Annotated in this window: 20 protein-coding genes; 6 read left to right on the top strand and 14 right to left on the bottom strand. The window is 70.5% G+C overall.

The genetic code is table 11. The features are described 5' to 3' along the window. Positions 1-27: 27 nt before the first annotated feature. Positions 28-1,476, top strand: coding sequence for a sugar porter family MFS transporter (locus QNI14_RS06760; protein WP_283715725.1), 1,449 nt, complete (start codon positions 28-30; stop codon positions 1,474-1,476). Between the two features lie 13 nt (positions 1,477-1,489). Here QNI14_RS06760 and QNI14_RS06755 read toward each other — a convergent pair whose 3' ends face one another. Then, a complete protein-coding gene (locus tag QNI14_RS06755; protein WP_283715723.1) occupies positions 1,490-2,554 on the bottom strand; it encodes a histidinol-phosphate transaminase in 1,065 nt (354 codons plus the stop codon). 68 nt (positions 2,555-2,622) lie between these two features. On the opposite strand from QNI14_RS06755, the gene QNI14_RS06750 reads away from it, so the two are divergent. Then, positions 2,623-3,015 carry a phage holin family protein gene (locus QNI14_RS06750; RefSeq protein ID WP_283715722.1) on the top strand — a complete coding sequence of 131 codons (393 nt, stop codon included), beginning with the start codon at positions 2,623-2,625 and terminating at the stop codon, positions 3,013-3,015. Here the strand turns inward: QNI14_RS06750 and QNI14_RS06745 are convergent. Further along, positions 2,987-4,273, bottom strand: coding sequence for a hypothetical protein (locus QNI14_RS06745; protein WP_283715721.1), 1,287 nt, complete (start codon positions 4,271-4,273; stop codon positions 2,987-2,989). The genes QNI14_RS06750 and QNI14_RS06745 overlap by 29 nt on opposite strands. Then, positions 4,273-4,635 carry a hypothetical protein gene (locus tag QNI14_RS06740; RefSeq protein WP_283715720.1) on the bottom strand — a complete coding sequence of 121 codons (363 nt, stop codon included), beginning with the start codon at positions 4,633-4,635 and terminating at the stop codon, positions 4,273-4,275. Before QNI14_RS06740 ends, QNI14_RS06745 begins: the two co-directional genes overlap by 1 nt. Before the next feature lie 116 nt (positions 4,636-4,751). On the opposite strand from QNI14_RS06740, the gene QNI14_RS06735 reads away from it, so the two are divergent. Beyond that, a complete protein-coding gene (locus tag QNI14_RS06735) occupies positions 4,752-5,186 on the top strand; it encodes a low molecular weight protein-tyrosine-phosphatase (RefSeq protein ID WP_488192548.1) in 435 nt (144 codons plus the stop codon). A 44-nt stretch (positions 5,187-5,230) separates the two neighbouring features. After that, positions 5,231-6,595, top strand: coding sequence for an adenylosuccinate lyase (gene purB, locus QNI14_RS06730; RefSeq protein ID WP_430539246.1), 1,365 nt, complete (start codon positions 5,231-5,233; stop codon positions 6,593-6,595). 157 nt (positions 6,596-6,752) lie between these two features. Here purB and QNI14_RS06725 read toward each other — a convergent pair whose 3' ends face one another. Both QNI14_RS06725 and QNI14_RS06720 read right to left on the bottom strand, forming a co-directional pair. Then, on the bottom strand, positions 6,753-7,109 hold the full coding sequence (locus tag QNI14_RS06725) for a hypothetical protein (protein WP_283715717.1): 357 nt from the start codon (positions 7,107-7,109) through the stop codon (positions 6,753-6,755). After that, positions 7,106-7,738: an acyl-CoA synthetase gene (locus QNI14_RS06720; protein WP_283715716.1), complete on the bottom strand. Its 633-nt coding sequence runs from the start codon at positions 7,736-7,738 to the stop codon at positions 7,106-7,108. Before QNI14_RS06720 ends, QNI14_RS06725 begins: the two co-directional genes overlap by 4 nt. Before the next feature lie 97 nt (positions 7,739-7,835). On the opposite strand from QNI14_RS06720, the gene QNI14_RS06715 reads away from it, so the two are divergent. Further along, complete coding sequence (locus tag QNI14_RS06715) at positions 7,836-8,975, top strand: PQQ-dependent sugar dehydrogenase (RefSeq protein ID WP_283715714.1); 1,140 nt, start codon at positions 7,836-7,838, stop codon at positions 8,973-8,975. Here the strand turns inward: QNI14_RS06715 and QNI14_RS06710 are convergent. Then, entirely contained in the window at positions 8,950-9,405 is a 456-nt protein-coding gene (locus tag QNI14_RS06710) for a hypothetical protein (protein ID WP_283715713.1), read from the bottom strand. The genes QNI14_RS06715 and QNI14_RS06710 overlap by 26 nt on opposite strands. 17 nt (positions 9,406-9,422) lie before the next feature. Beyond that, the gene (locus tag QNI14_RS06705; RefSeq protein ID WP_283715712.1) at positions 9,423-9,773 is read right to left on the bottom strand and encodes a VOC family protein; all 351 of its coding nucleotides are present in this window, start codon (positions 9,771-9,773) and stop codon (positions 9,423-9,425) included. A gap of 44 nt (positions 9,774-9,817) precedes the next feature. On the opposite strand from QNI14_RS06705, the gene QNI14_RS06700 reads away from it, so the two are divergent. Further along, on the top strand, positions 9,818-10,798 hold the full coding sequence (locus QNI14_RS06700) for an ECF transporter S component (protein ID WP_283715711.1): 981 nt from the start codon (positions 9,818-9,820) through the stop codon (positions 10,796-10,798). A gap of 62 nt (positions 10,799-10,860) precedes the next feature. On the opposite strand, the gene QNI14_RS06695 is transcribed toward QNI14_RS06700, so the two are convergent. The 7 genes from QNI14_RS06695 to QNI14_RS06665 all read right to left on the bottom strand — a co-directional run bounded on the left by QNI14_RS06695 (position 10,861) and on the right by QNI14_RS06665 (position 18,768). Then, positions 10,861-11,628, bottom strand: coding sequence for an alpha/beta fold hydrolase (locus tag QNI14_RS06695; RefSeq protein WP_430539250.1), 768 nt, complete (start codon positions 11,626-11,628; stop codon positions 10,861-10,863). A 99-nt stretch (positions 11,629-11,727) separates the two neighbouring features. Continuing rightward, positions 11,728-13,233 carry an MATE family efflux transporter gene (locus QNI14_RS06690; protein ID WP_283715709.1) on the bottom strand — a complete coding sequence of 502 codons (1,506 nt, stop codon included), beginning with the start codon at positions 13,231-13,233 and terminating at the stop codon, positions 11,728-11,730. A gap of 125 nt (positions 13,234-13,358) precedes the next feature. Next, a complete protein-coding gene (locus QNI14_RS06685; protein ID WP_283715708.1) occupies positions 13,359-14,189 on the bottom strand; it encodes an aldo/keto reductase in 831 nt (276 codons plus the stop codon). 154 nt (positions 14,190-14,343) lie between these two features. Beyond that, positions 14,344-15,141 carry a thioesterase family protein gene (locus tag QNI14_RS06680; RefSeq protein ID WP_283715706.1) on the bottom strand — a complete coding sequence of 266 codons (798 nt, stop codon included), beginning with the start codon at positions 15,139-15,141 and terminating at the stop codon, positions 14,344-14,346. A gap of 30 nt (positions 15,142-15,171) precedes the next feature. Then, the gene (locus QNI14_RS06675; protein ID WP_283715705.1) at positions 15,172-16,425 is read right to left on the bottom strand and encodes an FAD-binding protein; all 1,254 of its coding nucleotides are present in this window, start codon (positions 16,423-16,425) and stop codon (positions 15,172-15,174) included. Further along, positions 16,422-17,345, bottom strand: coding sequence for an ROK family protein (locus QNI14_RS06670; RefSeq protein ID WP_283715704.1), 924 nt, complete (start codon positions 17,343-17,345; stop codon positions 16,422-16,424). The genes QNI14_RS06675 and QNI14_RS06670 overlap by 4 nt, the downstream gene beginning before the upstream one ends. Positions 17,346-17,403: 58 nt before the next feature. After that, entirely contained in the window at positions 17,404-18,768 is a 1,365-nt protein-coding gene (locus tag QNI14_RS06665) for an APC family permease (protein ID WP_283715703.1), read from the bottom strand. Between the last annotated feature and the right edge of the window lie 112 nt (positions 18,769-18,880).

The raw sequence follows: 18,880 nt of genomic DNA, 5'->3' as shown, positions 1-18,880 counted from the left end.
CCGTCGAGAGGGCGTACCCTCGTCCGAGTGAGTAAGACAGGAACGATCCCCGCCGACGCATTCTCGTTGAAGAGCCCCTACGGACGGCGGGCGATCGGCCTGTCGGTCGCCGCCGCGGTGGGCGGCTTCCTGTTCGGCTTCGACTCGTCGGTGATCAACGGCGCGGTCGATGCGATCTCGGGCAACTTCGAGCTCGACCCGGTGCTCACGGGCTTCGTCGTGGCGGTCGCGCTGCTCGGCTGCGCGGTCGGCGCGGTGCTCGCCGGCGGTCTGTCGGACCGCTGGGGCCGCTTGAAGACGATGATGCTCGGCGCCGTGATGTTCCTCGTGTCGTCGGTGGGTTCCGGCCTGACGTTCAGCGTGCCCGATCTCATCATCTGGCGCGTCGTCGGCGGTATCGGCATCGGCATCGCGTCGGTTGTGGCGCCCGCCTACATCGCCGAGATCGCACCGCGACAGATCCGCGGTGGTCTCGCCTCACTCCAGCAGCTCGCGATCACGCTCGGCATCTTCGCCGCCTTGCTCTCGGATGCCGTGCTCGCGAACTCCGCGGGCGGTGCAGCCGAGCAGCTGTGGTGGGGGCTGGAGGCCTGGCGCTGGATGTTCCTCGTCGGGATCGTGCCCGCCGCGGTCTACGGCGTGCTCGCGTTCACGATGCCCGAGTCGCCGCGGTATCTGCTCGCGAAGGGCCGCACCGACGAGGCCCGCGAGATCTTCGCGCGGCTCGTGCCCGAGGCCGACCTCGACAAGTCCGTCAACGAGATCCGCTCGGCGATCGACGCGGACCGCAAGAGCAAGGGCGCGTCGCTGCGCGGCCCCGTCCTCGGCCTGCAGGGCATCGTCTGGGTCGGCATCATCCTGTCGACGTTCCAGCAGTTCGTCGGCATCAACGTGATCTTCTACTACTCCACGACCCTCTGGAAGGCGGTCGGGTTCGACGAGAGCGACTCGCTGTTCATCAGCGTGATCACCTCGATCACGAACGTCGTCGTGACCCTCATCGCCATCTGGTTGGTCGACCGCGTCGGCCGCAAGCCCATCCTGCTCACCGGCTCGGTGCTCATGACGCTGTCGCTCGCGACCATGGCGCTCGCCTTCGCGTTCGCCGAAACGGTCGACGGCGAAGTCTCGCTGCCCGGCGCATGGGGACCCATCGCGCTCGTCGCGGCGAACCTGTTCGTCGTCGGCTTCGGTGCCTCGTGGGGACCGCTCGTGTGGGTGCTGCTCGGCGAGATCTTCCCGAGCCGCATCCGCGGCAAGGCGCTCGGCGTCGCGGCGGGCGCGCAGTGGATCGCCAACTTCCTCATCACGGTGTCGTTCCCCGCGATGTCGGGCTGGTCGCTGCCGATCACGTACGGCATGTACGCGCTGTTCGCGGCCCTGTCGTTCGTCTACGTGGCGTGGCGCGTGCCCGAGACGAAGGGGATGGAGCTCGAGCAGACCGAGACGCTCTTCACCAACCGAAAGCGCCGCTGACGCGGGTGCGCCCTCAGGGGGCGACGGATGCCGCGATGTCGACGATCCGCCGCAGCGACTCGGCCTCGCCGACCGAGATGCGCACGCCGTCGCCGGCGAACGGACGCACGACCAGGTCGGCGGCCTCGAACACCGCCGCGACCTCGAGGGCGCGCTCACCGGCGGGCAGCCACACGAAGTTGCCCTGCGCGGCCGGGACGTCCCACCCGGCGTCGCGCAAGCGTGCGATGAGCGCGTCCCGGCGTTCCGCCACGATCGCGACGCGAGCGCGCAGCTCGTCTTCGGCGTCGAGGCTCGCGAGTGCGGCGGCCTCGGCCTGCGCGGTCACCGACAGCGGGATGCCGGCGCTGCGGGCCGCATCGAGGATGCGGGGGTGCCCGATCGCGTAGCCGATGCGGAGGCCCGCGAGCCCGTAGGCCTTCGAGAATGTGCGCAGCAGCACGACGTTGGGGTGCCCGGCGGCCACGACCGTGACGCCGTTCACGGCGGCCGGGTCGGTCACGAACTCGGCGTACGCCTCGTCGAGGACGATCAACACGTCGCTCGGGACGGCCGCGACGAACGCGTCGAAGTCGGCCTGCGAGACGACCGCACCGGTCGGGTTGTTCGGCGTGCAGACGAAGACCGCGCGGGTGCGATCGGTGACTGCGGCGGCCAGCGCAGGCAGGTCGTTCGCCGCGGCATCCGTCAACGGCACCATCACCGGCGTCGCGCCCGTCACGGTGACGATGCCCGGGTATGCCTCGAACGAGCGCCACGGCAGGACGATCTCATCGCCGACGGATGCCGCGGCCTGCGCCAGCTGGTACAGGATCGAGACCGATCCGGCGGCGACGTGCACGTGGTCGTCGCTCACGCCGAACCGCTCGGCCAGGCGCGCACGGAGACGTCCGGCGAGGGCGTCGGGATACCGGTTGAAGGTCGTCGCGTCCTGCACCGCGGCGACGACGCTCGGCAGCGGGTCGAACGGGTTCTCGTTGCTCGAGAGCTTGAACGCCGAGGCGCCGGCCTGCTTGCCCTGCTTGTACGACGGGAGTGCGGCGATCTCGGGGCGGACCCGGACGGGGATATCGGTCACCCGCGACAGTCTACGAGCGTCCGCGCAAGTCCCTGGGCGCGCGGCATCGGGCGTGGGAGACTGCCCGCATGCGCTTCATCATCCGCGTCGTGATCAACGCGTTCGCGATCTGGGTCGTCACCCTGATCGAACCGCTGCGCGTGCAGGTCACCCCGTTCGCACCCGGCGAGACGCTGCAGCTCGTCATCTCGCTGCTCGCAGTCGCCGCCGTCTTCGCGATCGTGAACACCGTCATCGGCACAGTGCTGAAGGTCCTGGCCTTCCCGCTCTACATCCTCACGCTCGGCCTGATCTCGCTGATCATCAACGGCTTCCTGTTCTGGCTCACCGGCTGGTTCACCGAGTGGTGGGGCTGGGGTCTTACGGTCGAGAGCTTCTGGCTGGGCGTCGTCGCGGCGCTGGTCATCTCGATCATCAACTGGATCTTCGGCATCATCCTTCGTCCGCAGACGAAGCGCTGACCGCGTCGTAGACGAACACGTCGACGGATGCTGCGCCGTCGAACCCCGCGAGCCGTTCGCGGACGCCGTCCAGTCGCGGATCGCTCGACGCGTCGAGCTGCTCCGCCGATTCGACGTACGCGTCGAGGTGGTGCACCTGCGCGGTGAGGTCGCCGAGCGACGGCAGCGGATCGGCGGAGCGCTCGGCGACGAAGCTGCCGGGCGCGCCGATGGTCGCATCGTGCCCGCCGAGCGCGAGGGCCGACACCGGGTCGTCGGTGTGCCGCACGTCGACCTGCAGGGTGCCCTGGCCGAGGTCGGCCTGGATCGGGTTGCCGAAGCCGATCATCGCCGTGACGTCGTACTCGCTGTCGAGGGCGAGGTGCGAGACCGCCATCGCGCCCTGCGAGTGCCCCGCGAGCAGCACCGTGTCGCCGGGCTTCGCACCCGATCGCTCGAGCGCGATCCGCGCCGCCGCGAGCGATGACGCGTCGCGACCGCCGTACAGGTCGAGGTTCGAGCCCATGTCGAAGACCTCCGTGCCGCCGATCGCGCGCGTTCCGGTGAGATACAGCGCGAAGCGCTGCCCGCCCTGCGGCATCGAGTACCGCTCAACTCGGATGCCGCCGCCCGAGGTCCCCGGGATGCGGGCGGCGACGTCGCGGAGCGACGTGGGTGCGGCCGCGGTGCCCTGCTCGACCAGCGAGACCCGCGGCGCGGCGGCCGTACCGACGGTGCGCGCGTGGGCGTGCACCCGACCACGGTCCAGGTCGCGCACGAGTCCCAGGAGACCGGCGCCGGCAACGAGGACGCCGCCGCCGGCGACCGCGGAAGTGAGCGCCAGTTGCCCGAGAATGTCGGCGTGCGGGCTCGGGGCGGTGCTGCGGAGCTCGTCGGCGAGCGCGGCCGGTACCGGTGCCGCGGCAGCGAGTTGCGAAGCGCGCTCGGCGAGAATCCGCGCCGCATCACGGTCGCCGACGACGAGCGCAGCCGTGCGGGCAGCCTCGAGCTCGACGAGCTCGTAAGCCGTCGCGAGGATCCGCAGCGTGCCCGCGAGCGACGCCGCGCGCTGCGTCAGCGCCGCAGTGCGGTCCACGAGCGGATGCACGCGCCACCCCGACGTCGAGGCGTACAACGTCGACTGCGCCTCGGCGAGCGAGGCGTGCAGGCGCGCGGCATCCGTCTCGAGCACATCGAGCAGCCCGGCGGCGTGACGGAGGGTTTCGGGGTCGACGGCGATGATGCGTCCGCTGCGGATGTCCCAGTCGCCGTCCGCCATCAGAACCCACGCTCGAGTCGTTCGGCTTCGGCCCGCAGTTCGCCCGCCGCGATGTCGAGGTCGAGGGCCACCCGGGCGATCTCGGCCACCCACTCGCCGACCGTCGCACGGAACACCTCCGCCGCGGACGACTGCCAGTCGGTGACCCTTGCCACGCGCAACGCACCGACGTGCAGGTCGAACGCCTCGCTCTGCGCCCGGGTCAGCGGCACGAGCGCAGAGCGGATCGCGGGTGCTGCGACGTCCGCGGGTACGGCCCACGCGCCAGGGATCTCGGGAAGCGGCGCGACGTTCGTCATGCCGAAATGCTGGCCGCGCGGCATCCGTCGATCGACGGGTCCGATGCGGTCGGTGGATGCCACCGCGCGAAGCTCATCTGTGCAGAACGCCCGCAGATCACCACAATGGAGTGGTGCCACAGTCCGATGCTCCGTTCCGCGTCGTGTTCGTGTGCACCGGCAACATCTGCCGCTCCCCGATGGCGGAGGTGGTGTTCCGCTGGTTCGCCGACCAAGCCGGACTCGGCGACCGCGTCGTGTCGACGAGCGCGGGGACCGGTGAATGGCACGTCGGCGAGCGCGCCGACTCGCGCACCCTCGCCGCACTCGAGCGCCACGGGTTCGACGGGTCGAAGCACCGCGCCAAGCAGTTCACCCTCGACGACTTCGACCGTAACGACCTGATCGTCGCGCTCGACCGGTCGCACGAGCGGGCGCTGACGGAGTGGTCGCGCACGTCCGCCGACACCGACAAGGTCAGCCTGCTGCTGCCCTTCGACGCGCGGGCCGACGGGGTGCTCGACGTGCCCGACCCCTACTACGGCGGGCCCGAGATGTTCGATGACGTGCTCGGTATGATCGAGAGTGCGAGCCGGGCGCTCTTCCGGCAGCTCGAACCCGCGATTCGCCGGTGAGCACCCCCACACCCGATCGGAGTCGTGTGTCCTCCCTGCCCTCGATGTCCCTGAGTCCCCTTGACGGACGGTACGCGGCAGCTGTCGCGCCCCTCGCCGATTACCTCTCGGAGGCCGGCCTCAACCGGGCCCGCGTCGAGGTCGAGGTCGAGTGGATCATCACCCTCACCGACCGCGGGCTCTTCGGGTCGTCGCCGCTCACCGACGAGCAGAAGGCGTCGCTGCGTGAACTGTACGAAGGCTTCGGCGCAGACGAGATCGGCTGGCTCGCCGAGAAGGAGGCCGTCACCCGGCACGACGTGAAGGCGATCGAGTACCTCGTCCGCGACCGCCTGTCGTCGCTCGGACTCGACGCCATCGCCGAGCTCACCCACTTCGCGTGCACGAGCGAGGACATCAACTCGACGTCGTACGCGCTCACCGTGCAGCGCGCCGTCGTGAACGTGTGGCTGCCGAAGCTGCACGCGGTCATCGACGCGCTCTCCGCCCTCGCCGAAGAGCACCGCGACGCCGTCATGCTCTCGCGCACCCACGGTCAGCCCGCGACCCCGTCGACGATGGGTAAGGAGCTCGCCGTCTTCGCGTGGCGTCTGCAGCGCGTCGCCGGCCAGATCGCCGGCGGCGAGTACCTCGCGAAGTTCTCGGGCGCCACCGGCACCTGGTCGGCGCACCTCGCCGCCGAGCCCGACGTCGACTGGCCCGCGCTCACCCGCGAGTTCATCGAGGGCCTCGGCCTCGGCTTCAACGTGCTCACGACCCAGATCGAGTCGCACGACTGGCAGGTCGAGCTCTACGACCGCGTGCGTCACGCCGGCGGCATCCTGCACAACCTCGCCACCGACATCTGGACCTACATCGCGATGGGCTTCTTCGCGCAGATCCCCGTGGCGGGCGCCACCGGCTCGTCGACGATGCCGCACAAGATCAACCCGATCCGGTTCGAGAACGCCGAGGCGAACCTCGAGATGTCGGGCGGCCTGCTCTCGACCCTGGCATCCACCCTCGTGACCTCGCGCATGCAGCGCGACCTCACCGACTCGACGACGCAGCGCAACATCGGCGTCGCGTTCGGCCACTCGCTGCTGGCGCTCGACAACCTGCAGCGCGGCCTGAAGGAGATCTCGCTGTCGCGCGACGTGCTCCTCGCCGACCTCGACGCGAACTGGGAGGTGCTCGCCGAGGCGATCCAGACCGTCGTCCGCGCCGAGATCGTCGCCGGTCGCTCGCAGATCACCGACCCGTACGCGCTGCTCAAGGACCTCACCCGTGGCCGCCGCGTCGGTGCGCCGGAGCTGGCCGAGTTCGTGAACGGCCTCGACATCGGCGACGCCGCCAAGCAGCGCCTGCTCGCGCTCACCCCCGCGACCTACGCCGGCCTCGCCGACAGCCTGGTCGACGAGCTGCGCTGAGCGCCGCTCTGGGCATCGACACCTGACCCGGGCGCGACAGGCGGCTCACAACTCAGGCAGAACTGCTCCGGTGGGCGCCCAGCCGAGCCGCGAGCGCCGATCAGCCTGAGTTGTGCGCCGCTCGTGAGTGACGACGCGAGCGGATGCCGCGGCGCAGCTAGTGCCCGCGCGGCTCGCGCGGTGCGGCGGGGCGGTCGTCGTCGCCCGGCCCGGGCTCGGGGTCGAGCAGCAGCCCGCGATCGACGGTCTTGCCGACCTTCGACGGGTCGACGGCCAGCAGCGACAGCGCGATGATGACGAGCGTCGCGATGAACGTGACGCCGGCGACGATCGCCGCGACCATCCAGGCCCGTACGTGGGGGTGCAGCGCACCCTCGGGCACGGGGCGCGGGTCCTGCAGGATGCCCATCGACACCAGGGTCACGATGCCCGCGAACGCCGCCGCGATGAGTGCCATCGTGATGAGCTGCGCCGGGCGCAGCAGCTGACGACGGGTCGGGTCCTTCTCGGTCACGCGGTGCCTCCCGGAGCGTCGGCGACGTCTGCAGTGGATGCCACGGGGCGAGGCGAGAACGCGGCGATGCCGAGGAACACGGCGACGATCGCGGCGTACGCGCCGAACAGGCCCACCCCGATGGTGATGCCGGTGAGCGTGAACGAACGTCCCGCTTCCTCGATGAAGTAGTCGAGCCGATACGCCGGGTTCGTGACGATCAGACCGGCGCCGAGCACGAGGGTGAGCGCGCCGACGAAGATCGCGTCGCGCGAGGCATCCCAGCCGCGACGGCGGCCGACGATCCCGATCACCAGTTCGACGACACCGAACACGAACGCCCAGATCGCGACGAGGAGGAAGTAGCCCTCCGTCGTGCGCACGGCGGGGAACGTCGCGACCATGCCGGCGACGAGTGTCACAGCCCCCAGCAGCACCGACGGCCACCGGGCACCGGCGGGGAAGACGAGCCACACCGAAATCAGGAAGATCAGTGCCGTCGCGGTCGCGAATCCGCCGAACACCGAGACACCGACGGGTGCGGAGTGGTCGCTCGAGAACGTGATCATCACCGCGGCGACGGCCGCGAACAGGGCGCGCGCCATCTGCAGGTGTCGCACGGCGAAAGTGCGGGGGGCGGCGTCAGGCACGGCGAAGCTTCTCACAGACGGGGACGGACTCCCTCCAGTTTAGGTCGTCCAGCCCGTTCGGCTTCCGCCTCGGCCGGATGCCGGGTTGACTGGGGGCATGCAGCGGTCCGCGCGCCACACCTTCGCACTCGCCGCCGCGCTGCTCGCGGCATCCGCGATCACGGCCTGCGCGCCCGCCGAGCCCGACGCGACGGCGACGACGACCCCGTCGCCGAGCGCGACGCCGACACCCACACAGACCCCGACACCCACGCCCACCCCGACGCCGACCCCGATCCCCGACACGCCCCGGACCGTCATCACGGGGCTCGACTCACCGTGGTCGATCGCGGTCGCCGACGACACCGTGTTCGTGAGCGAGCGTGACACCGCGCGCATCGTCGAAGTCCCCACCGACGGCGAGATGCACGAGGTCGGCACGGTGGACGGCGTCGTGCACAGCGACGAGGGCGGCCTGCTCGGTCTCGCGGTGAACGGCGACGGCTGGCTCTACGTCTACTCGACCGCGGCGGACGGCAACCGCGTGCAGCGCTACCCGATCTCGGGCACGACCGGGTCGCACCGGCTCGGCGCACCCGAGGTCGTCATTGACGGCATGCCCGCGGGCACCCACCACAACGGCGGCCGCATCGCGTTCGGCCCCGACGGCATGCTCTACATCGCGAACGGCGACACCAGTGACGAACCGGCGTCGCAGAACCCCGACTCGCTCGCGGGCAAGATCCTGCGGATCGAGCCGGACGGCGGCATCCCGTCGGACAACCCCGATCCCGGCTCACCCGTCTACAGCCTCGGCCACCGCAACGTGCAGGGCTTCGCGTGGGACGAGGACGGCACGATGTTCTCGAGCGAGTTCGGTCGAAACTACCGCGACGAGCTCAACATCATCGAGCCGGGCGGCAACTACGGCTGGCCGTACGTCGAAGGCACGGGCGGCGAGGGCGACGGGTTCATCGACCCGGTGCAGACCTGGACGACGGATGCCGCGAGCCCCAGCGGCATCGCGATTGTGAACGAGACCATCGTGATCGCCAACCTCCGAGGCGAGGTGCTCCGCGCGGTGCCGGTCGCCGACCCGTCGAGCTCGTCCGTCCTCGCGGAAGGGTACGGACGCCTCCGCGACGTCGCCGCGGGCCCCGACGGCACGCTCTGGGTGCTGACGAACAACACCGACGGCCGCGGCTGGGCCCGCGAGGGCGACGACCGGATCGTCAGCCTGTCGGTGCCGCGGTCCTGACAAGTTCGCGGAGCTTCGCCTCGACGGCATCCGTCACCTCGAGCACCGCGAACGAGACCGGCCACATCGGGCCGTCGTCGAGGGCCGCCGGTTCGTCGAACGTGACGGTGCCGTAGCGGGTCTTGAACTTGGATGCCGGCTGGTAGAAGACGACCACCTTGCCGTCTTCGTTCGCGTAGGCGGGGAAGCCGTAGAACGTCTTCGGGCGCAGGTGCGGTGCCTCTTCGAGCACGATCACGTGCACACGCTGGCCGATCGCACGGTCGGTGCCCTCGAGCTTCTCGATCGCCTCGACGCACGCCTCGTTCTCTTTCGCGAGCTTCGCCGCGCCCTTGAGCCCCTTCATCGCCTTGAGCTCTTCGGCGCGCTGCTTCATCGCGGCCTTCTCGTCGTCGCTGAAGTCCGCGCCGCCGCTGGTCTTGTCTGCCATGGTCTGCCTTTCGTGGGTCACTGCTGCTGGATGCGGAGGAGGTTGCCCGCGGGATCGCGCACTGCGCAATCGCGGACGCCGTAGTCCTGCTCGATGGGTTCCTGCACGATGTCGGCGCCGGCGGATTCGAGCTGCGCGAACGTCGCGTCGAGGTCGTCGGTGGCGAGGTTCACGCCGAAGACCGACCCCTTCGCGACGAGCTCCTCGAGCGTCTGCCGCTCGGCGTCCGAGGCGTCGTGCCCGACCCCGATCGGGTGCAGGACGATCGCGGTGTCGGGCTGCCCGTGCGCCTCGACCGCGCCGAAATGGCGGTAGTGCTCGGCTGTCGGCGTGACCGCGGACGGGCCCCACGACGGCAGGTCGGTCATGGTGCGAGGGTACGCGGCGGCTCGGATACAGTCGAAGCGTTCTCGTGACGTGGGGAGTGGTGCGGATGACGACGGGCGACCGGTCGTTCGCGCGCGATGCCTTCGCAGAAGATCTGCAGCAGCTGCGAATCTCCGCGGGGAATGTGTCCTACGCGCTCATCGCAGAGCGGGTGGCAGCCGCGCGTGCCGCCCGCGGCATGAGCGCGTCCGCGTCGCGAGTCGCACGGTCGACGGTGTACGACGTGTTCCAGCCCGGACGTCGACGCATCGACCCCGACCTCGTCGCCGACATCGTCATCGCGCTGGGTCAGGATGCCGAAGGTGCCGAGCGGTGGCGCGCGCGATCGCTCGAGCGCCACCTGGTCGCGCCTGCGGCCCCCAGCCCTGCTCCGGAGCCGGCACCGTCACCCGCTCCTGTTCCTGCTCCTGCGCCGTCCGACCCGTTGCTCCCCCGGCTGCGGACCGCGCTGATCATCACGATCATGGCCGCGGCGGTGTTCATGAACCTCTTCGGCAGCGCGGTCGCCTCGAAGCTCCAACTGCCGCTGTTCCTCGACATGGCGGGGACGGCCCTCGCGGCATTCGTCTTCGGCCCTTGGCACGGCGTCGCAGTCGCGATCGCCACGAACGCACTCAACACCGTGATCTCGAGCCCGGAGACGATCGCGTTCGCACTCGTCAACGTCGCGGGGGCGCTGGTGTGGGGGTATGGCATGCGTCGGCTCGGCCGTTCCTGGGCGCGCATGAGTCTGCTGACCATCGCCGTCGCCCTCGCGTGCACGCTCGTGAGCGCACCGCTGAACATCCTCATGTACGGCGGGATGGGGCACGCCAGCAACACGTTCGTCCTCGCGGTCGAAGCAGTCGCCGGCATCGTCCCCGCAGTGTTCTCGGTCGGCTTCCTCGTGTCGATCGTCGACAAGGTCGTCGTGACCGTGCTGGCCGTGGCGCTCGCGCACTGGATCGCCCGGCTGCACCTCGAGCCCGATGCGCCGTGGCACGCGGCATCCGCACCCCGCCCCTGACGAGCCGCCTCGGCTCGCGCCGCGGCGCGCGGCCGCGGTTGGACGCATGCCGCGCCGCGCGGCTACTCCGCGAGGAACGCGACGGCGGCCTCGCGGAAGGCGCGAGAGCCGGGTGCGTTGAAGTGGTGGCGATCGGGGATCTCGACGAACCGGCCGTGCGGAGTCGCCGCGGCGAGCGCCTTCGAGCCCTCGATGATGCCGTCCTTCGACCCGGTCGCGAACAGCACGGGCTGCCGCGGGGCGTTCGCCGGGTCGGGATCGACGGTGCCGGTCGCGCGCATGCCGCCCGCGATCGCGAGCAGTGCGCGCAGGTCGTTGCCCGGCACGCGCTCGGTGAGGGCGATGTAGTTCTGGGTCACGGCATCCGTCACCGGCACGCCGTCCTCGACGTACGCCCGCACCTGGTCGAGGTCGAGGCGCCCGAGCGGCACGCCGTCGGGGACGCCCCCGAGCACGACGCGGTCGATGCGGGTTTCGAAGTCGCGGGCGACCTCCCACCCGACGCGCGCGCCGAGCGAATACCCGACGTAGAGCGCCTCATCGACGAGGTAGGTGTCGAGCACGGCCTCGACGTCGGTCGCCATCGTGCGGAGGGCGTAGGCGGCGGCCTCGTGCGGCTTATCACTCGCGCCGTGGCCGCGCTGGTCGACCGCGAGCACGCGGTACCCGGCCCGCAGCAGGTCGCGCACCCACCCGGTGTTCACCCAGTTGTCGCGCGCGCTCGACGCGAACCCGTGCACCAGCAGCACGGTCGTCGCGTCGTCGGGGCCCCAGGAGTAGGTCGCGACGCGGTAGCCGTCGCCGACCATCACGAACCGCGGGTCGGGCATCTCGGTCAGCGGAGCGAAGGCAGTCGACACCCCACGATTGTGCACCCTCGGTGGCGACCTGCACGAAGCGGATGCCACGAGCGCGGCATCCGCTTCGGATCAGTCCTTGCGGATGCGCGGCCTCGTCGGGCGGCGGCGCAGCGCGCGCTGCATGCGCGACGACGGCTGCGGGAGCCGCACCGGCTGGGTGACGACCGCTTCGACGTTCATCGAGCCGTCGACGGGACCGATCACCGCGATCGGCGTCGTGGGCGTGATCGTCATCGGCGCCATCGGCATGCTGGCGAGGCGCTTGTGCGCGCGGACGTAGGCGGGGACGAGGATGATCGCCGCACCGATCCAGGCGAAGGGGTTCGACCATGCGACGCCGATGAATCCCATCGTCGCGCCGAGGAGGACTGCCGCGCCGGCTCGGGCGAAGAGCTCGACCACGCCGGTGACGGTAGGGATCACGGCGTCACCGAGCCCCTGCAGCGCGCCGCGGGTGACGAACAGGACTCCGAGGAAGCTGTAGCTGAGGCCGTTGATGATGAGCATCCCGACGGCCATGTGGACGACATCGTCCGCACCGTCGCCGACGAAGAGGCGGACGAGCGGGCCGCCGAGCGTGACGAGGAGCAGACCGAGGGCGACGGCGCCGATAATCGACATCCAGATCGCCTGGACGACGCCCTTGCGGATGCGGTCGGGGCGACCGGCGCCGTAGTTCTGCGCGACGTACATCGACACGGCGAGCGACATCGACTGGAGGAGCGCGACGGCGAGGCCGTCGACACGGGACGCCGCGGTGTACGCGGCGACCGCGTCGGAGCCGAGCGTGTTCAGCGCAACCTGGACGGTGAGCGCGCCGATGGCGATGATCGAAGCCTGGAAGCCCATCGGAAGGCCGAGTCGCAGGTGCTCGATCACATCCGCGCGGGTGATGCGCCAGTCATCGCGGCGCAGGTGCAGCTCGGGGATGCGGCGGCGCATGTACTCGAGGCACAACAGCACCGAGATGGCCTGCGAGAGGACGGTCGCGAGTGCCGCACCGCCGACGCCGAGGCCCAGCCAGGCGATCGCAGCGATGACGAGGACGACGTTCAGCACGCACGCGACGATGAGGAAGACGAGCGGGGTGCGCGAGTCGCCGATCGCCCGGATGACGGCCGACAGGAAGTTGAAGAACATCAGTGCGCCCGCACCGAGGAAGCTGATCACGGTGAAGGTGGTCGCGTCGTCGAGGAGTTCGGGCGGCGTCTGCAGCGCGACGAGGGCGGGCCGGGAGAGGAACGGCGCGCCGATCGTGAGCACCACGCTCGTGACACCGCTGAGAATCGCGCCGGTCGCGACCGAGCGACGGACGGCGTCGGCGTCACGGGCGCCGTAGGCGGTGGCCGTCGGGATCGCGAAGCCCGAGGTGAGGCCCCATGCGAACCCGAGCAGCAGGAACAGCAGACTCCCGGTCGCGCCGACGGCGGCGAGCGCCTCGACGCCGAGCAGCCGACCCACGACGACGGTGTCGGCGAAGTGGTACAGCTGCTGCACCACGTTGCCGATCATCAGCGGCACGGTGAATAGGAGGATGACGCGCCAGGGGCGGCCCGTCGTGAGGGAGGTGGCCATTCGGTCTTTCAGGGGCAGGATCGAATCGATTCGAGGAATTATTGTACGGCGGATGCCGCGCCGCCCGAAAGCCCGGTGAGACGACGAATGGGCCCCGCCGGAGCGGAGCCCATTCGTGTGGCGCGTCAGAAGGTCGCGGTGTCGGGGTCGGCGCCCACGCGCTGGCCCCGGTCGAGCGCGTCGATCGCGGCGATCTCGTCGGCGGTGAGCTCGAAGCCGAAGACGTCGAAGTTCTCGGCGATACGGGCCGGGGTCGACGACTTCGGGAACACGATGATCCCCTGCTGCAGGTGCCAGCGGATGACGATCTGCGCCGGGGTGACGCCGTGCGCCGCAGCGGCATCCGCCACGGCCTGCTCGCCGAAGAGGTCGTACTTGCCCTGGCCGAGCGGACCCCACGCCTCGGTGAGGATGCCGCGCGGCTCGCCGAACTCGCGCAGCGCGCGCTGCGCGAATGCCGGGTGCAGCTCGATCTGGTTCACGGCCGGCACGGTGTCGGTCTCGGCGAGGATGCGCTCGAGGTGCGGCCGGTGGAAGTTCGAGACGCCGATCGAGCGGGTGAGGCCCTCGGCCTTGAACTGCTCGAGCTGCTGGAACGTCTCGACGTAGCGATCCAGGTCGGGCCGGGGCCAGTGGATCAGGTAGAGGTTCACGTAGTCGAGACCGAGGGTCTCGAGGCTCGCCTCGATCGCGCCGCGCGAGGTGGCCGCGCCCTGCTCGGAGTTCCAGAGCTTCGTGGTGATGAAGAGCTCGTCGCGGGGGATGCCGGATGCCGCGATGGCACGGCCGACTCCGGCTTCGTTGCGGTAGACCGCGGCGGTGTCGATGTGGCGGTAGCCGGCCTCGAGCGCGGCGCTGACGGCGCGCTCGGTCTCGGCGGGGTCGACCTTGAAGACGCCGAAGCCCAGCTGCGGGATCGTGTGGCCGTCGTTGAGGGTCAGGGTGGGAACTGTCATACCTTCAAGCCTGTCACGCCGCGCGGGGCGGAGGGGCGGGAACTTTCACGGGAGGACACGCTCACCGCGGCGGCCCGGCGTGCAGCTACCGGTCGCGACAGTCTGCCAACCCCCGCCGCGGCCACCGGCTGCCGCGACCGTCGGTGACCGCAGTTCAGGCGTGCGGGCGCACCGTGAGGGTCTGTGCGACGGTGCCGATCGGGCCGTCAAGGTCGTGGAGCACGGTCGAAGTGAGGCCGAGCCCGGTCGCACCGAAGCTCACGGTCGTGTCGAAGCCGATCCACTCACCGACGGGTGGGCGCAGCAGGTGCAGGGTCAGGTCGAGGTTCGGGAAGGCCACTTCGGTCGGGTGCACCCGCGGGGTCACACCGTTGGCGATGTCGACGAGCGCGACGAGCCGTGCCGTCGGCGACACCGACTCATCTGCGAGCAGCGGCACCTTCGGGTGGATCCAGGTGAACGCGCGTCCCGGCTCGACCTGTCGCCGCCGCACCTCGCCGACGGTCTCGATGAACGCGCCCGGCCAGAGTGCGCTCGGGTCGACGACCTCGACCTCGTCGTGCGGGGGCATGTCGGGCAGCGCCGAGCCGGCGAGCGCCGACGTGTCACGGGCGTGCTGCAGCCACGCCCGCGCGATGAGCGCCGGCCGACCGGCGTGCGACAGCGCGCCCTCCGCGAGCTCGATGCTGCGACCGGGACGGACGACTGCAGTGGTCACTTCGACGACGTCGATCGGGATGGTGCCGAGGATCTCGATGCTCAGCCGGGTGAGCTGCATCGGCTGCGGGCTGCGGGTCGCGTGGCCCTGCTCGATGACGTGCGCGAGCAGGCCCATCGGCGGAGCGACGTGCTGCTCGGCGACGTTCCACGCCCCGCCGACGAAAGAGGTGGCGCGGAAGTGCGTCGCGTCGACGCGCTCGAAGTAGGCGTTGGGGATCGCACGGTCGGTCATCGTTCCATCCTCACCCGCGGCACGTTCGCGTCACAGTCCCAATCCGCGGAGGAAGTCGTTGCGGAACGCGCCGCGGGCATCGAGACGGTTCCGCAGCTCGCGGAACCGTCGCCATTGCGGGTACAGCTCCGCCCACGCCTCGACCGGGCGCGGTGTGAACACCTTGCCCCAGTGCGGGCGCGGCGAGAACGGTGCCAGCGCGGCTTCGAGGTCGGGCAGCACGCGCGCGACGCCGTCGCCGTCCGAGGTCCAGGTGAAGTGGAACGCGACCGAGTCGCGGTCGTACGAAGGTGACAGCCACAGCCCATCGGCGGCGATCCTCCGCACTTCGCAGACCTGCAGCACCGGGCGCAGCTGCTCGGCGAGCTCGCGGACGGCGGCGAGCGTGGCGGGTCCGTGCTCGTGCGGCACGAGGAACTCCGACTGCAGCTCGTCGCCGTTCGACGGGGTGAACTCCAGGCGGAAGTGCGGCAGCCGATCGAGCCACGGCCCGGGCGTCCCGCCCTGCACTGTGCACGCCGCGGCAGACACCTCGGGGAGCGGATGCCGCGGCCCCGCCGCCTCGCGATCGATCAGCGCCGCCGGGAGCGGGGTCTGCGCGGCATCCGTCCGCGCCTTCCGCCACACCTGGTCGACGACCGCGTCGTCGCGGAGTGTGGTGAACAGCGAGGCGCTGTAGGCCGACCCCATGATCTCGTCGAAGCCGGTGGTGACCGCGTCGAACGGGATCTGTTCGTAGACCGTCTGCGCGACCTCGAACGTCGGCTCGATGGCGAGTTCGACGGTCGTCACGAGGCCGAGCGCGCCGAGGCCGACGACCGCGCCGGGCAGATCGGGGTCGCCGTCACTGAACACCACGAGGTCACCGGCCGAGGTGAGGAGCTCGAGCCCGGTGACCGCGGCAGCGAGCGAGGGAACGCCGACGCCCGACCCGTGTGTACCGGTGCTGATGGCGCCGGCGACCGAGATGTGCGGCAGCGACGCGAGGTTCGCGAGCGCCCAGCCGTGCTGCTCGAGGTACTGCGCCAGCTCGCCGTAGCGCACGCCGCCGCCGACCCGCACCCGCTGCCGGGCGGCGTCGATGCGGATGGGCACGTCGAGATCGGCGAGGGAGATGTGGATGCCGCTCGTGTCGGCGATCCCGGTGAACGAGTGCCGCGATCCGAGCGCCTTCACGGCGTCGGCGCCGGCGACGAGCTCGCGTGCCTCGTCGATGGTCGTGGGCCGCGCGATGCGCGTTGATGCGTAGTGGACGTTCCCCGCCCAGTTGACTTCGTCGCTCATGCGAGACCGTCGAACGCGAGGACCGCAGCCCCGACGAGCGGGCCGGCGCCGTCGAGCCCCGAGGGACGCACCTCGACGGTGGCCGCGTACGGCAACATCGCCTGCTCGCGGACGGCAGCCGCCACGAGCGGGATGTAGTCGGGCGATACCCCGCTGAACCCGCCGGCGATAACCGCGACATCGAGGTCGAGCAGCGTCGAGACGTTGGCGATCGCGGTGCCGACGGCGAAGGCGGAGCGTTCGACCGCGGCTCGCGCGACGGGGAGCCCTGCCGCTGCGTCGCGGGCGAGGTCCTCACCGGTCGCGCCCTCCCAGCCCTGCGACTGGGCCCAGCGCACGATGTGCGGACCCGACGCGATCTGCTCGACGGTGCCTGCGTCGATGGCCCCGTCGCCGCGGGGTTCGATGCGCACCTGGCCGACGTGACCGGCGTTGCCGCTCTTGCCGCGCACGGGCTGCCCGTCGATGATGAGGCCGCCACCGACGCCGGTCGAGACCACCAGCGCGAGCGCGTTGCGAGCACCGCGGGCGGCACCGAAGCGGTGCTCGGCGAGCGCGATGCACGTGCCGTCGAGGGCGAGTGCGACGGGAGCGGATGCCACCGCCTCGAGGTGCGCGAATCCGGCACCGGCCGCGTCGGGCATGTTGACCGGGGCGACCACGCCGCGCTGCAGATCGAGCGGACCGGCACTCCCGACGCCGACGCCGACCACGCGCGCACCCGGATCGAGGTGCGCGAGCGCCCGGGTCGCGGCATCCGTCGCCGCCTGCTCGAGACCGGCCTGCGTGATCGCCCGCCCGGTGGGGACGCGGGACCGGGAGGCTTGGACGACCTCGCCGGCGGCAGTGACGAGCGCCGCCTCGATCTTGGTCCCGCCGACGTCGACGGCCAGTGCGTACGAGGAGGCTGCTTCGCTCACGACTCCACCCTAGAGAAGCAGAGGGGCTAGAGAAGGCGGTGGAGTCGTGAGCGTCGCGTCAGCCGATCGTGTCGATCGCGCCGGTGCGGGCGAGCTTCTCGTCGCCGCGCTTGCGCGTGAACCGGGCGATGAAGAACAGCACGACACCGACGACGATGTAGCCGGCGGTGCCGAGCCAGACGATGCCGGTCTGCTGCGTCAGCAAAACGATCGACGCGATGATCGCGAGGATCGGCACGATGCGCGGCACCGAGAAGTGCTTGTGCTCGACCTTGTCCTTCTTCAGCACGAGCACGCTGACGTTCGCCGAAAGGAAGACGAGGAGCAGCAGGAGCACCGTCGTCTCGGCGAGCGTGCCGATGTCACCGATCGCGGCGAGCAGCATCGTGGCGCCGGCGACGACGAGGATCGACACCCACGGCGTGCGGCGCTTCGGCAGCACTCGACCGAAGGCGTGCGGCAGCAGCCCGGTCTCGGCGAGGCCGTAGCCGACACGGCTGGCCATGACCATGAACAGGAGCCCGCCGTTCGAGATTGCGATGAGTGCGATCGTGCTGAACAGCCACGGCGGCAGCGCGAACCCGCTGGCGGTGACGACTTCGAGCAGCGGGCCGGTCGACTGGGCGAGCACGGCCGGGTCGACGACGATGACGGCGCCGATCGCGATGAGCAGGTACACGACGGCCGCGGTGCAGATCGCGCCGAACAGCGCGCGGGGGTAGGCCTTCGACGGGTTCTTGACCTCTTCGGCCATGTTCGCCGCCGCCTCGAACCCGAGGAACGAGAAGAAGGCGACGATGGATGCCGCGAAGGCACCCTGCAGCGGCGGCACATCGGGTGCGAACGCGAAGATGCGCGCCGGCTCGCCGCCGCCGCTGCCGAACACCATCGCGGCGATGACGATCACGATCACGAGGCCGGTGACCTCGATCATCGAGGCGACGAGGTTCGCGCCGAGCGACTCCCTCACGCCGCGCAGGTTGATGAGGGTGAGGATCACGATGAAGCCGATGGCGACTGGGAGCGCGGGGACATCGAACAGCGATGCGAAGTAGTCGCCCGCGAACGAGTTCGCGAGCGCAGCGGCCGTCGTGATGCCCGACGCCATCATCAGGAACCCGACGAGGAAGGACAGGAACGGGGTGCCGAAGGCCTTGTCGACGTATCTCGCTGCGCCACCGGCGTGCGGGTACTTCGTGATGAGTTCGGCGTAGGTTCCGGCGGTCAGCAGGGCGACGACGAGCGCGATGAGCAGCGGCAGCCAGATGGCGCCGCCGACATCGTTCGCCATCGTGCCGACGAGCGTGTAGATGCCGGCGCCGAGGGTGTCGCCGACGATGAACGCGAAGAGCAGGGGGGTGCCGATCGCGCGCTTCAAGCCTGGCTGGGCCTGGACGGCACGCGAGTCCATGTCATTCGTCATCGTGACACTCCACTCGGTGGGCCTACGAAATGCTAACCACTGGTGTTCGGGTCGGATCTGTGGCAGTCGCCCCGGTTGTGTCACTGTGCCGCCATTGTGGCGCCGCCTAGGC

The organism is Microbacterium dauci, from assembly GCF_030065535.1.
GTDB classification, from domain to species: domain Bacteria; phylum Actinomycetota; class Actinomycetes; order Actinomycetales; family Microbacteriaceae; genus Microbacterium; species Microbacterium dauci.
This window is presented reverse-complemented; position numbering and strand designations above follow the sequence as displayed.

Coding starts and splice junctions, on each gene's coding strand:
- purB (WP_430539246.1), top strand. CDS start 5,231: ATGTCCCTGAGTCCCCTTGACGGACGGTACGCGGCAGCTGTCGCGCCC.
- QNI14_RS06695 (WP_430539250.1), bottom strand. CDS start 11,628: ATGCCCGACCCGCGGTTCGTGATGGTCGGCGACGGCTACCGCGTCGCG.
- QNI14_RS06675 (WP_283715705.1), bottom strand. CDS start 16,425: ATGAGCGACGAAGTCAACTGGGCGGGGAACGTCCACTACGCATCAACG.
- QNI14_RS06745 (WP_283715721.1), bottom strand. CDS start 4,273: ATGGCGGACGGCGACTGGGACATCCGCAGCGGACGCATCATCGCCGTC.
- QNI14_RS06690 (WP_283715709.1), bottom strand. CDS start 13,233: ATGGCCACCTCCCTCACGACGGGCCGCCCCTGGCGCGTCATCCTCCTA.
- QNI14_RS06750 (WP_283715722.1), top strand. CDS start 2,623: ATGCGCTTCATCATCCGCGTCGTGATCAACGCGTTCGCGATCTGGGTC.
- QNI14_RS06710 (WP_283715713.1), bottom strand. CDS start 9,405: ATGGCAGACAAGACCAGCGGCGGCGCGGACTTCAGCGACGACGAGAAG.
- QNI14_RS06715 (WP_283715714.1), top strand. CDS start 7,836: ATGCAGCGGTCCGCGCGCCACACCTTCGCACTCGCCGCCGCGCTGCTC.
- QNI14_RS06665 (WP_283715703.1), bottom strand. CDS start 18,768: ATGACGAATGACATGGACTCGCGTGCCGTCCAGGCCCAGCCAGGCTTG.
- QNI14_RS06705 (WP_283715712.1), bottom strand. CDS start 9,773: ATGACCGACCTGCCGTCGTGGGGCCCGTCCGCGGTCACGCCGACAGCC.
- QNI14_RS06680 (WP_283715706.1), bottom strand. CDS start 15,141: ATGACCGACCGTGCGATCCCCAACGCCTACTTCGAGCGCGTCGACGCG.
- QNI14_RS06685 (WP_283715708.1), bottom strand. CDS start 14,189: ATGACAGTTCCCACCCTGACCCTCAACGACGGCCACACGATCCCGCAG.
- QNI14_RS06735 (WP_488192548.1), top strand. CDS start 4,752: ATGGCGGAGGTGGTGTTCCGCTGGTTCGCCGACCAAGCCGGACTCGGC.